At 54.9% G+C, this 12,676-nt stretch carries 14 protein-coding genes; 4 read left to right on the forward strand and 10 right to left on the reverse strand.

Annotated features, from left to right (window positions below; all coding sequences use genetic code 11):
* Window positions 1–32 precede the first annotated feature (32 nt).
* The 3 genes from speF to ACRDCA_RS09645 form a co-directional block, all read right to left on the reverse strand.
* A complete protein-coding gene (gene speF / locus ACRDCA_RS09635; protein ID WP_438689306.1) occupies window positions 33–2,195 on the reverse strand; it encodes an ornithine decarboxylase SpeF in 2,163 nt (720 codons plus the stop codon).
* A 288-nt stretch (window positions 2,196–2,483) separates the two neighbouring features.
* On the reverse strand, window positions 2,484–2,588 hold the full coding sequence (speFL, locus tag ACRDCA_RS09640) for a leader peptide SpeFL (protein WP_115650778.1): 105 nt from the start codon (window positions 2,586–2,588) through the stop codon (window positions 2,484–2,486).
* 622 nt (window positions 2,589–3,210) lie between these two features.
* Entirely contained in the window at window positions 3,211–3,378 is a 168-nt protein-coding gene (locus tag ACRDCA_RS09645) for a YhfL family protein (protein ID WP_438689307.1), read from the reverse strand.
* Between the two features lie 484 nt (window positions 3,379–3,862).
* On the opposite strand from ACRDCA_RS09645, the gene ACRDCA_RS09650 reads away from it, so the two are divergent.
* Genes ACRDCA_RS09650 through ACRDCA_RS09660 form a run of 3 tightly spaced genes read left to right on the forward strand, consistent with a single transcriptional unit; the run spans window position 3,863 to window position 6,332 of the window.
* The gene (locus ACRDCA_RS09650; RefSeq protein ID WP_438689308.1) at window positions 3,863–4,294 is read left to right on the forward strand and encodes a YhbP family protein; all 432 of its coding nucleotides are present in this window, start codon (window positions 3,863–3,865) and stop codon (window positions 4,292–4,294) included.
* A 19-nt stretch (window positions 4,295–4,313) separates the two neighbouring features.
* Window positions 4,314–5,369: a DUF1176 domain-containing protein gene (locus ACRDCA_RS09655; protein WP_438689309.1), complete on the forward strand. Its 1,056-nt coding sequence runs from the start codon at window positions 4,314–4,316 to the stop codon at window positions 5,367–5,369.
* Window positions 5,370–5,375: 6 nt separating this feature from the next.
* Complete coding sequence (locus ACRDCA_RS09660; RefSeq protein ID WP_438689310.1) at window positions 5,376–6,332, forward strand: LysR family transcriptional regulator; 957 nt, start codon at window positions 5,376–5,378, stop codon at window positions 6,330–6,332.
* On the opposite strand, the gene ACRDCA_RS09665 is transcribed toward ACRDCA_RS09660, so the two are convergent.
* The gene (locus ACRDCA_RS09665) at window positions 6,262–6,504 is read right to left on the reverse strand and encodes a non-oxidative hydroxyarylic acid decarboxylases subunit D (protein WP_071998294.1); all 243 of its coding nucleotides are present in this window, start codon (window positions 6,502–6,504) and stop codon (window positions 6,262–6,264) included. The genes ACRDCA_RS09660 and ACRDCA_RS09665 overlap by 71 nt on opposite strands.
* A gap of 12 nt (window positions 6,505–6,516) precedes the next feature.
* Window positions 6,517–7,950 carry a non-oxidative hydroxyarylic acid decarboxylases subunit C gene (locus ACRDCA_RS09670; protein ID WP_438689311.1) on the reverse strand — a complete coding sequence of 478 codons (1,434 nt, stop codon included), beginning with the start codon at window positions 7,948–7,950 and terminating at the stop codon, window positions 6,517–6,519.
* 141 nt (window positions 7,951–8,091) lie between these two features.
* Here ACRDCA_RS09670 and ACRDCA_RS09675 point away from each other — a divergent pair, with 141 nt between their 5' ends.
* Entirely contained in the window at window positions 8,092–8,727 is a 636-nt protein-coding gene (locus ACRDCA_RS09675; protein WP_438689312.1) for an NAD(P)H-binding protein, read from the forward strand.
* Here ACRDCA_RS09675 and phnP read toward each other — a convergent pair.
* From phnP to phnL, 5 genes are all read right to left on the reverse strand, one after another.
* Complete coding sequence (gene phnP, locus ACRDCA_RS09680; RefSeq protein ID WP_438689313.1) at window positions 8,722–9,471, reverse strand: phosphonate metabolism protein PhnP; 750 nt, start codon at window positions 9,469–9,471, stop codon at window positions 8,722–8,724. The genes ACRDCA_RS09675 and phnP overlap by 6 nt on opposite strands.
* A 201-nt stretch (window positions 9,472–9,672) precedes the next feature.
* Complete coding sequence (locus ACRDCA_RS09685) at window positions 9,673–10,275, reverse strand: DapH/DapD/GlmU-related protein (RefSeq protein ID WP_438689314.1); 603 nt, start codon at window positions 10,273–10,275, stop codon at window positions 9,673–9,675.
* Window positions 10,272–10,832 carry a ribose 1,5-bisphosphokinase gene (gene phnN / locus ACRDCA_RS09690; RefSeq protein ID WP_438689315.1) on the reverse strand — a complete coding sequence of 187 codons (561 nt, stop codon included), beginning with the start codon at window positions 10,830–10,832 and terminating at the stop codon, window positions 10,272–10,274. Before phnN ends, ACRDCA_RS09685 begins: the two co-directional genes overlap by 4 nt.
* Entirely contained in the window at window positions 10,832–11,968 is a 1,137-nt protein-coding gene (phnM, locus tag ACRDCA_RS09695; RefSeq protein WP_438689316.1) for an alpha-D-ribose 1-methylphosphonate 5-triphosphate diphosphatase, read from the reverse strand. The genes phnN and phnM overlap by 1 nt, the downstream gene beginning before the upstream one ends.
* Entirely contained in the window at window positions 11,965–12,669 is a 705-nt protein-coding gene (phnL, locus tag ACRDCA_RS09700) for a phosphonate C-P lyase system protein PhnL (RefSeq protein ID WP_438689317.1), read from the reverse strand. Before phnL ends, phnM begins: the two co-directional genes overlap by 4 nt.
* Window positions 12,670–12,676 lie beyond the last annotated feature (7 nt).

Genomic DNA, 12,676 nt, shown 5'->3' on the forward strand with positions numbered 1-12,676 from the left:
GCGGCAAGAATATGCCGCCTCCCTGAAGTTAATTACGCTTTCATGACATAACCGTAAGCCCGGTTCCAGCCATCTTCATCCTGCTGGATATAAACACCTTGTAATTCTGGGGCGAAACCAGGTAATAAATTGATACCCTCTTCCAGCGCCAGGAAATAGCGTTGGGCTGAGCCACCCCAGATTTCACCAGGGACGACACATAGCACTCCTGGTGGGTAAGGTAACGCACCTTCAGCGGCAATGCGGCCTTCGGCTTTAGCGAGAGAAACCAGTTCCGCTTTGCCACGTACGAATTCGGTATTGGCAGTTTGCGGATCCATGGCGATGCGAGGGAAATGGCTTTTACGGAACATTTCCTTCTGCAACTCTTTCACATTATAGCTGACGTACAGATCGTGCATTTCCTGGCAAAGCTGGCGCAGGGTGTAATTCTGGTAACGTTTTTCGTAGTTCTTATATACGGTTGGCAAGACTTCACTCAGCAGAGAGTCCTGTTCGACGTGTTTTTCGAAACGAGCAATCAGCGCCACCAGGTGCTGCATTTTGGCGATATCTTCCGCTGGGGTGAGCAGGAACAGGATCGAGTTCAGGTCACATTTCTCCGGCACAATACCGTTTTCGCGCAGGTAGTTAGCCAGAATGGTGGCCGGGATACCAAAGCTGCTGTACTCGCCGCTGGCGGTGTCGATGCCCGGAGTGGTCAGCAACAGTTTGCAGGGATCCACGAAGTATTGTGATTCCGCATAGCCGTCAAAGGCATGCCATTTCTCGCCAGGGACAAAGTTGAAGAAGCGCAGATCGTTGGCCATGGCCTCGGTGCTGTAAGACTGCCAAGGTTTGCCGTCGATTTGCTCCGGCACGAAAGGTTTGATCATGGTGCAGGTGTCCAACAGCATTTTGCGTGATTCAATGCCGATGCGCACACACTCTTTCCACAGGCGCTGGCCACTCTTGCCTTCGTGCATTTTGGCGTTCACATCCAGCGCGGCAAACAGCGGGTAGAACGGGCTGGTGGAGGCATGCAGCATAAAGGCGTTGTTGAAGCGCTTATGGTTACAGTAACGATCTTGCCCTTTGATGTGCTTGTCTTTTTTATGGATCTGCGAGGTCTGGGAGAAACCGGCCTGCTGTTTATGTACCGATTGGGTAACGATAATCCCCGGATCGTTTTCGTTCAGTTCCAACAACAGTGGTGAGCAGTCTTTCATCATTGGGATGAACTGCTCATAGCCGACCCAGGCGGAGTCAAACAGGATGTAATCACACAGGTGGCCAATCTTGTCGACAACCTGGCGGGCGTTATAAATCGTGCCGTCGTAGGTGCCCAACTGGATAATGGCCAGACGGAACGGGCGTGCCTCGTTGGCGCGTTCCGGGGCAGTTTCACGGATTTGCTGGCGCAGGTAGCCTTCTTCAAAGCAGTGGGCGTCAATGCCGCCGATAAAGCCGAACGGGTTACGTGCCGTTTCCAGATAGACCGGCGTTGCCCCGGCCTGGATCAGCGCGCCATGGTGGTTGGATTTATGGTTGTTACGGTCAAACAGCACCAGATCGCCACGGCTTAGCAAGGCGTTGGTGACCACTTTATTGGAAGCCGAGGTGCCGTTGAGCACGAAGTAGGTTTTATCTGCGTTGAACACCTTGGCGGCGTGCTTTTGCGCATCACAAGGGGCGCCTTCGTGGATCAGCAGATCGCCCAGTTTGACGTCGGCGTTGCACATATCGGAGCGGAACAGCGTTTCACCATAAAAATCAAAGAACTGACGGCCTGCAGGGTGCTTGCGGAAGAACTCGCCGCCCTGGTGCCCTGGGCAGGCGAAGGTGGCATTACCCATTTCGACATACTTGGTCAGGGTATTAAAGAACGGGGGTAACAGCTCGCTTTCATATTTTACCGCTGCGGCTTCCAGCTGCTTGCCGTAGAACTGCGTGTTTTTGCCACAAAGTTCGAAGACGCCGTTCAGCGCCGGTAATACGGCGTTATCCAATTCTTCCTCACAGCAGACGGCGACAAAGATTGGGATGTTCAGGCCAGTTTCTTCCAACTGAGCCACCAAACCGTGCTGTACGTCTTCGACGGAAAGTACGATGGCGGCCACGTCATTAAAGTCGCTGTGGTGTACATCGGTAATTTCACGTGCGGTTTCAAAGCAAGAAAGTGTTTTTTGATTCGCTGCTATTTTTAATTTGTTCATTTTATCATTCTTCAGACAAAAATATCCCGTCGGCAAATAACTTCTTTGTCGATAAATATTTTCGTTAAAATAAAAGTACGCGTTATCGCAATCATGTTCATAGAACATAACCAGGATGCGAGTTCATTTTTACGAAATGGTTTTTTTGCTTCTTATACGAAGTTGCAAGTATGCCTAATTAACTCTGTTTTGAATAAAAACAAAGCGATACCGTCGCCATCAGGCGCAAGAATTGATCATTGGCATAGCTCGTACTGCAAGACGCAATAAGAACGCAGAGGAGGGAGTTTATCTGAAGTTAAAAAAGGCAAAGCTAAAGCAGCTGCGGTGAGCCATCATCATAAGGTGTGTAGTTCGTCGGATATGAGCCATCTTTCTGTTGTTGTTTTCCATTTTCCATTTACCTATGGGTTACGGACATGGCGCTATTTTATCCCTAAAAGTCGGAAATAAAGTGATGCAGATCACGTTATTTGCGGGATTTATACTTAACTATTCATTTTCTATGCATTGTAGTGAATAGCTATGAACTATTCAGCAATGGTATATGTGAAGCAATTGCTACAAAAGTGGCGATCGGAGCGGGTAAATTTGACTTAGGCTAACGATGCCCCGCTAGATCGTCCCTAATATAAGGAAGTCATAGCAAAAATAAAGATAGGATGTTTGTTATTTGTTATTACAGTAGCCGGTCTTATCTTGCATAGTAATGCAGAAATTACTAATTTATATGCTGGTTGTCTGTTGGCTATAATTTGTCGCTAATTGTGACTGCCTTCAAATCTGAAGGTAAGAAAGCGGGGGGGAGAAGGAGAACCTACGTTGAACCAGATCGAAGATCGGCAGCACATTTTTCGTTATCGGCCAGCTGCATGTGCTCACGCTCTGCGCCGGTAGTCATCGTCTCCCCATGCAGATACATTGCCAATAAAGCAGAGGCTTTTTATGACTTTGTAAACATGGGGAGTGGTAAAGCTTATTATCGTCACCTATAAACCGTGTACGATGCTAACCTTTACTTGTCAGTTGGGCCGCAGCCACCAATGACTTTTGAGATTGAAATAGCAGGGTGCAGCAGATAATCGTAGCTACAATCTTTGGTTTTGTTCTCAATACGACCAGTACAAGCAGTTAATGTAGACAGTGCTGCGGCGACAAGTACTAACTTAGCTAATTTATTCAATTTTACTCTTCCCTTATTTATAGTGATGTAATCCTAAATACATTGTTACACATCGTATTAACTTGAAACAATGGTTTTTTAATTAATTACATCAAAAACTATTTAACACTATGATATATAGGTGTTTTTCGTGCATATCAAATAAGGGCGTCCGTGTTGTATCATATTTTTTATTCTATTTACTCATTATAAGTTATTTGTTTTTTGTATGTTTTTAGCAATTCGTTATCAATTGGCTCGGGAGCGATGGCTTTATTTAATGTCGGATCCAAGTTGGAGCATCCTGAATTCCAGGCCTGACTAAACGTTCTCATCACTAATATAGCCTTTTAATCGAAGTGGTGGGCATTGGGTCAGTACAGCAGGACTATTGCAGGAATGGCTGATTTATATACTGATGCTATGTTGAGCATAATTTGTCGCCAATTGTGACTGCCTGCAAATCTGAGGGTAAGATAGCGGAGGGTGAAAAGGAGAACTTACGTTGAACCAGACTGAAGACCGGCTGCACATAATCCGTTTTCTCGGCAAGCAACATGTGCTCACGCTCTGTGCCGGGGATGGTCTGGAGATGTGGTGCGCCAACTGCTTTTACGTTTTCGATGCCGAAAGCATGGCGCTATGGCTGATGACCGAACCGCACACCCGCCACGGTGAACTGATGCAACGGAACAATCGGGTGGTGGGTACTATTGCGCCGCAGCCCAAGACTATTGCGCTGATCAAAGGCGTGCAGTACGCAGGAGAAATCACACAGTTGGTGGGGGACAAGGCTGAACTGGCTCGTGTACGCTACTGCAAACGCTTTCCGGTGGCCCGGGTGATGAAAGCCCCTATCTGGCAGATCGCGTTACAGGAAGTGAAGATGACCGACAATACCCTGGGCTTTGGCAAAAAGCTGCATTGGGCACGTTGATAACTTAAGGATGGGTGGGATGCAAAACACAGAGATAGCCGCATTGGCGCTGATGGCCGCCTTTATTTCCCCGGCGCTGGCGCAAGATAGCGGCGTTTCCTTTAGCCACAAGAATTGGGAGCTGGCGTGCGACAATACCAATACCTGTCGCGCTGCGGGCTACGCCAATGAAGATGAGCCAAGTGTTTCGAACGGCTCGGTACTGGTTACGCGCATTGCAGGCCCAGGCACCGCCCCAGTGGGGGAGGTGACCCTGGCGGATTACGAATCGAGTGACTCAGCCCCGGTCACCAAGCTGACGCTGTGGATCAACGGCAAGGCGGCAGGCGTGCTCAAGCCCGCCGGGGAAGGGTTCTGGCACCTGTCCACAAGCCAGACTCTGGCCCTGATCGGTGCTATCAAAGGGAGTGGCAAAGTCGAATTTAAAGGCGGCCCGGCGCCTTTCGTACTGTCAGGCGATGGGGCAACGGCGACCTTATTGAAGATGGATGATGTGCAGGGACGTATCGGCACACCAGGCGCCTTGAGCAAAAAAGGCGACAAGCCGGAAAGCAGCGTACCAGCAGCCATTCCTGCCCCGGTGATCCAGGCGGTGAAGGTGGATAAGGCGCAGGAACGCCCACTGACGGCACCCGAGATCGCAGTGCTCACGCCCAAACTGTTAGCGACGCTGCAACCGGATGATTGTGACCGCATGCAGTCCCCACAGGATAATGAAGGTGCAAGCGAGGAGGGCATCACGCTAACCCCGCTAGGCAATGGCCATGCTCTGATTGCCGCCGTGTGCTGGCGGGCTGCCTATAACGAAGGCTACGGCTATTGGGTGATCGACAGCGCCCTGCAACAGGCCCCGGTATTGGTGACCAATTCCGGTTCTGGCTATGATGAAGGGACGATCTCAATGGGGCAAAAAGGGCGTGGGTTGGGCGATTGCTGGGCCACCGCCAGTTGGGTGTGGGACGGCACGGCGTTTCGTCAAAGCAACGAGGCCACCACCGGTATGTGCCGTTTAATCCATGCGGGTGGCACCTGGGATTTACCGACCTTCGTGGCCGATGTCAAACCCGCAAGGTAAAGCCGCATGCTCAAGTTAAAACCCCTAAGCTATTTTAAAGCGGTGGTCGAACAAGGATCGGTTTCCGCTGCGGCGGCGGTGCTGTATATCGCCCAACCACCGCTTAGCAAAGCCTTATCACAGTTGGAGGAGGAGTGGGGCGTGCAGCTGTTTGAGCGCTCCAGCCGGGGAATGGCTCCCACCGAAGCCGGGCGCTATCTGTATCAGCGCGCCTGCGATCTGCTGCAAATGGCGGCAGAAGTGGAAGAGGAGATGCACGCGTTCGGGGGAGGGCAACGTGGCGTGGTGCGGATCGGCACCGTATCAATGGGCATTCCGCGCGTCGCACAGATGATGCAGGCCCTGCGCCAGCAGCGGCCAGAGCTGAGTTTTTCCCTGTATCAAGGGGATACCCAACACCTGGAGGAACTGCTGGATAAGCAGCGTATCGATCTGGCGTTGGTGCATTTGCCCCTCACCAGCGGTGAGGCCCATATCGCCATTACGCCGTTGGCGCATTCCAGCTTCCGCGCGCTGTGCCATCCCGAATCCCCTCTGGCACAGCATGCCCAGTTGAGTCTGAAGCAACTGGAGGCTTACCCATTGACGCTGCTACGGCGCAAATCGGGTTTTGGGGTGTATGAACAGGTGCTACAGAGCTTTGCCAAACAAGGGCTGCAACCGCAGGTGTTTGCCGATGCCAGCGATGTCCCGATGATGCGCTATCTGGCGCAGCAGAACATGGCGATCGCGCTGCTGCCGATGTTACCGCAGGATCAGATCTGGGAAGGGCTGGTAGCCATTCCGGTTCCGGAATTGGATGCGGTGGCGGACGATTTGGTGATGTTATACCGCACACAGCAGGAAACCCGTTCCGCGCTGCGTGCGGTGGTAGATTACTTAAAGCAGACCGCTAGCGGCGTTTCAGTTCCGGAATTGCCGGCATCACGCCAAAATGCGCCATATCCTGCGGGGCGAATTTAAAGTTGGCATTGTACTTGGCCGGATCGGTGATGAAATCCGGCTCGGTGCTGCGCCAGGTGAAAAAGCAGGTCGGGCAGTGAAATACCGTCCAGGCTCCCGCTACCGGTGAATGGCTGAGGACTTCAGGCCCGTCAGACTCACAGCGTGGGCATTGTTCTGGGTGCTGATGCATAACTCTCTCCTGTTAATGGCCCGCTTTCGCCGCTTCAATCAGCGTCTGTAATTTCTCTACCCAATCGTTGGTGCTGATGGGATCGCGCAGTTCCTGTGAGAAGTGGCCGTGCTCTTCCGGTGCTTTCGGCGTGGTGGCATCGATGATCACTTTGCTGGTCATGCCCGCAGGCTGCGAAGCCGGATCCAACGGCAGGATCGATAGCCCTGGCACCTTGAGCAGATCGTAATCCGGGTTGAACTTGGTGGAGATCGCCCACATCACCTGCGGCAGATTGAAGGGATCGACCGTCTCATCCACCACGATCACCATCTTGGCGTAACCCAGCCCGTGCGGCGTGGTTAATACGCGCATGCCCACCCCTTTGGCAAAGCCGCCAAAGCGGGTCTTGGTAGAGACAATCACGATCAGCCCGTGGGTATAAAGCGCATTCACTGCCACCACTTCTGGGAACGCCTGTTTGAGCTGAACATACAGCGGTGCGCAGGTGTTAATGCCCATCATGTAGTCGATCTCGGTCCACGGCATCCCCAGGTAGAGATGTTCAAAGATCGGCTTACGGCGGTGAGAGACTTTGCTGATTTCCACCACCGGCATGCGTCGTCCGCCAGAATAGTGGCCGGTAAATTCCCCAAACGGCCCTTCTGCTTCACGCACTCTGGAAAGGATCTTGCCTTCCAGCACGAACTCGGATCCCCACGGCAGATCCAAATCGCTGTACTCACTGTAAACCACCGGGTAAGGCTGGCCGTTAAGCGCGGCGGCCATGGCATATTCCGATTGATCGTAGAGGATCGGCATCGCGCCCACCGTACTGATCATCGGATCGTTACCGATGGTGATGGCGATCGGCAGATCCATCCCCAGTTCTTCCGCGCGTTGCAGATGAATGGCAATGTCGTGGGCAGGCACCGGCTGTAGGCCAAGACGGTTGCGGCCTTTTACCTCGATACGGTAAATGCCCACGTTCTGGCTTTTCTGATTGTCTTCAATGGAGGGATCGCGGGATACCACGCTGGCTTTATCGATATAGAAACCGCCGTCACCGTGGTTGAGGCGAAACAGCGGCAAAATGTCGAACAGGTTGATATCTTTATCAATCACCACTTCCTGCCAAGGCGCACTATCGCGATACTCTACTTCACCGGGGTAGTTTTGATAGCGGCGAACAAACTCAAAAAACTGGCTCTTCAACGGCGTATGCTTTGGCATATCCATGGCGATCGCCAGATTGGGCCAGGAGCCGTGGACGTTCATGGCGATGCGGGCATCGTGGTAGCCATGAATGTTCTCAAACAGCAGTGCCGGAGAGTTTTCGCCAAGCTTGCTGGCAGCGCAGGCCGCCGCCGAGATATCCGGCTCGGGCTTGACCTGCTCCTTAATGTGCAACAGTTGCTGCTGTTCCTCCAGCGCAGCCAGATAGCTGCGTAAATCGGGATAGGGCATGGCGATCTCCTGGCGTTAAAGATGAAATTTTCACCATTGTCTGGCGCAAGCCGCGTGGGGGAAATGACTTTAAAAATATCGGGGTATAGCTTTTGAGTATGGTTATACTTTGGGCAAATGGCGCAGCAGGAAGGGGAATCGATGGCACGGGTACTGATCACAGGCGCTAGCGGGCTGGTAGGGGGCGAACTGATACGTTTGCTGTTGGCCGATATCCAGGTCACCTCGGTGGTTGCTCCAACGCGTAAGGCGTTACCGGCACAGGCCAAATTAGATAATCCGGTCGGGGGAGAGCTGCACGAGCTGTTAGCGCAACTGGCTCAGCCGGTCGACGTAGTGTTCTGCTGTTTAGGCACTACGCGCAAGCAGGCTGGCAGTGCGGAAGCATTCCGCCATGTTGACTACCAGCTGGTGGTTGAAACGGCCCAGGCTGGGCAGCGTCTTGGCGCGCAGCATTGTCTGGTGGTCAGCGCCATTGGGGCCAATGCCAAATCCCCATTTTTGTATAACCGTACCAAAGGGGAGATGGAGCAGACGCTGCGTGACCAGCATTGGCTGCGCCTGACGTTGGTGCGCCCTTCAATGCTGTTCGGCTCCCGTGCTGAGCCGCGTTTGCTGGAACGGCTCAGTCAACCGCTATTCAGCCTGCTACCAGGCAAATGGAAGGGCGTTGCCGCCAAGGACGTCGCGCAAACCTTACTGACGCAGGCTTTTAGCCCTGGCAACGGGGTCAAGATTTTAGAATCCAACCAACTGCATTGCTCGCATCGCTTATAACGCAATGCTGAGATTATCGAACGCCAGCTCAAGGCCGGGCGGCAGCTCGTTGGCCATTAACCATAAATCGAGATGATGGCTGATGTGCGTCAGCAGCGTACGCCGTGCCTGCAAGCGTTGCTGGATCTCCTGTGCGCGGGGCAGGTCGTTGTGGTTGCGTGGTGCCTGGGGCTGCGGCGGCAGGCTGCAATCCAGCACCAGCAAATCGAGGGTGATCTGTTGCAGATAGCGTGTGGTTTCCGGCGGCAGGCCGACGGTATCGGTCAGATAGGCCAGGGCCTTGCCTTGCGTCTGGATCAGATAGCCGTGGGTGAGCTTGGAATGAATTAACGGTAACGGCGTGACGAGCAGCCCACCCAACTCCACCGTTTCGAAGGGGAGCAGTGGAGGCTGGAACGCCAGAATGCCAGGGTGTTTAAACAGATCGTCACAGCCCTGTTCATCTGCCGGGCCATAGACCGGGATGGATTTTCCGCACCCCCAACGCAAAGGAAATAACCCCTGAACGTGATCCATGTGGTAATGTGTCAGTAAAAAACGCTGAATTTCCCCCGCCGCAAAACGCCTTTCCAACGAGCTTAATCCCGCATCCAGTAACGTCGTTTCCCCCTGAAATGTGATCATCGCACTGCACGGCCGCCGCCGGAACGCCGGCTCACGTCGCGCCCGCTGGCACACCAGACAGTCGCAGCCAAAAGCGGGCACCTGTTGTGCTCCGCCGGTGCCAAGAAAGGTCAGTTGCATGCTGGTTTCCTCATTTTTATACTTGGCCTCCCCCTCACCCCTACCCTCTCCCACAGGGAGAGGGAGCCAGCTCGGCGCAATAATAAGGGGTAGGAGTCAATCTGTGACAAGCTTGGTTTCTCGCTGCTAACCCCACTCATACGTGGCTGCAGACCAGCACGTAGGTGCGCTGCATGCTGCGCCCGATGGTGAGGGGTAAAATCACAAATACTTGGTCACAAAGCTGTCGATATCACGAAAATCGGCCAGCCGAGCCTGTAACACCTCGCGATCCCAGTGCCACCACTGGCTGCGCTCAATACGCTCGATCAACGCATCGTCAAAGCGCATACCGATTTTCCTGGCCGCCACTCCGGCAACCAGCGAATACGGCTCCACGTCTTTAGTCACTACCGCCGCGCTGCCTATCACCGCGCCATTGCCAATGGTCACGCCCGGCATCACGATCGCATTGTGGCCGATCCACACGTCGTGGCCGATGGTCACGTGCTGCTCGCGCCGCCAGTCAAAGAATGCCTCATCGTCCTCCCCCAGGCCGTAGTCGGAAGCACGATAGGTGAAGTGGTGCTGAGCAATACGCTGATAGCTGGGGTGATTGCCGGGGTTGATACGCACATAGGAAGCGATGGAGACAAACTTGCCGATGGTGGCGTAAAAGATCTGGTTATGCCCGGCGGTATAGGAGTAATCCCCCATTTCGACCTCTTCCAGGATCGCATCATCGGCCAGATGCACGTATTGGCCGAGTTGGCAGCGGTTGAGGGTCACATCGTTGCCGATTTTGGGTTGGGCCAGCAAGCTCATGGCAGGGTGTCCTGTGGTTGTTTTTCGGTTAAGGCCAGCAGTGCGTCGAGGGTATGCGCGAGATCGCCGTTGTTATCCAGCAGGCGGCAACCCGCCGGCAGGGTTTGCTGGTAGTCGGCCGCCCGCGCCAGCCGTTGCTCGATCTGTACCGCCGTTTCCCGTCCGCGCTGTTCCAGCCTCTGGCGCAATACGGAGGGGGAAACCTGCAAACAGACCGGCAGCAGTTGGGTACCGTAGCGTTGCAGTGCCTGCGGCAGATGAGCGCGGGATCCGTTGACCACCACGTCGATCCCTTGTAATAACCACAGATCGACCTCGATGCCGAAGGCATAACGATGTTCATGGGCTTGCCAGTCCAAGGCAAACAACCCTTTGGCCCGGCGGCGTAGAAACTCCTGCTCGCTCAGGGCGATATGGTTCTCGCAACCAGCATTGGCCGGGCGGGTGATGTAGCGGTGCGCCACCAGCGGTCCGGCGCGGGTTGCTGCCCGCAGCCGTTCGAGCAGGCTGTCCTTGCCTGCCCCGGATGGGCCCATCAGATAGATGAGATGGGCCATCAGAACACCTGCTTGCCTTGTCGCCAGACGTTTTGCACGTAGATATGCTCACCGTGTGGTTTTGCCAACACCAGATCCGCGCGTAACCCTTCGGCAATCAGACCACGATCCTGCAAGCCCAAGGCCCGTGCCGGATTGCGGGTGATCAACTGTACGGCCTGCGGCAGGCTGAAAGCGTTGCGATCGTCGGCCGCCAGGCGAAACGCGGCGTCCAACAGGCTGGCTGGGTAATAATCGGAAGAGAGGATATCCAGCACGCCCAGGGCCGCCAGATGGTGCGCCGCCACGTTGCCGGAGTGCGAACCCCCGCGCACGATATTGGGCGCGCCCATCAGCACCTGCAAGCCTTGTTGATGTGAAGCCCGGGCTGCCGCTTCGGTGGTCGGGAATTCGGCAATCACGCTGCCCAGCGTGCTGGATTCGCTGACGTGATCGGCGGTGGCGTCGTCGTGGCTGGCCAGCGCGATATTCCGCGCCCGGCAGTGGGCGGCGATCGCCTCGCGGTTAGGCGTGGCCCAACGTTCGGACAGGTCAATCTGCTCCACCTCATACTCGCTCATCTGCTGGTCATTGAGGTGATATTTGCCCTGATAGTATTCACGGTATTTTTCCCGTGAGGCGAACTGGCGCTGGCCTGGCGAATGGTCCATCAGCGATACCAAAGACACGCCCGGCTTATCCATCAACTGCTCGAACAGGGGCAAGGTGCTGCTATGGGGCAGCTCGCAGCGCAGGTGCAGCCGATGTTCGGCCCGGTTCACCCCGGCGCGCTGGCTGTGGATCACCGCGTCGATCATTTTTTGCAGATTTTCCAGCCGATGCCCGCCGTCGCGTACGTCACCAATCGCGACCGCATCCAGCACCGTGGTGATGCCGTTGGCCACCATCAGCGCGTCGTGGCTGCTCATGGCCGAATGTGCGGGCCAGTCCACGTTGGGACGCGGGGTGAAAAACTTGTCCAGATTGTCGGTATGCAGCTCAATCAACCCCGGCAACAGCCAGCCGCCTTCACCATCCAGCGCTTGCGGTAGCTGGCTCGGCGTCTCGGCAAAGTTACGGATCACGCCGTCGGTCATTTCCAGTGAACCCGCAACCATCTGGTCTTCCAGCACCAGCTTGACGTTATTGATAATCATGGCGTCTCCAGAACCTGTGGGGCCTGCATGGCATGTAAACGGTCAGCCACTTGCTCGCGGGTGACTGCATCATGGAAGATACCGACGATGGCCGCGCCGCGCTGTTTGGCCTGTTCGATCAGGTTGACCACCGCTGCGCTGTTGCGGCTGTCGAGCGAGGCAGTCGGCTCATCCAGCAGCAGAATGGGGTAATCCTTGATAAAGCCACGGGCGATATTCACCCGCTGCTGCTCACCGCCGGAGAAGGTCGAAGGAGCCAACGGCCACAGGCGCTGCGGTACGTTGAGCTGGTTGAGCAGGGTTGCGGCCCGCTCACGGCATTCGCTACGTTCAACGCCGGATTCCAGCAACGGCTGCATCACCACTTCCAGCGCGCTGATGCGCGGTATCACGCGCAGAAACTGACTGACCCAGCCGATGGTGTGGCGGCGTACCGCCAGGATTTGTCGGGCCTCGGCCTGTACCAGTTCCAGCCAGTCATGCTGATGATGGATCCAGATATGGCCGCTGTCTGGCAGATAGTTGGCGTACAGCGAGCGCAGCAGGGTGGATTTACCACTGCCGGAATGACCGTGCAGCACCACGCATTCGCCGCTGCTGACGGTCAGGTTGGCATCGTGCAGCACCGGCAGGCGGGTACCGTGCTGTTGGTGCAGCACAAAGGTTTTACTCAGGTGTTCAACCCGGATTTTAATCGTCATATGTCAC

The sequence above is a fragment of the Serratia sp. (in: enterobacteria) genome (assembly GCF_051654945.1).
Lineage (GTDB): Bacteria > Pseudomonadota > Gammaproteobacteria > Enterobacterales > Enterobacteriaceae > Chania.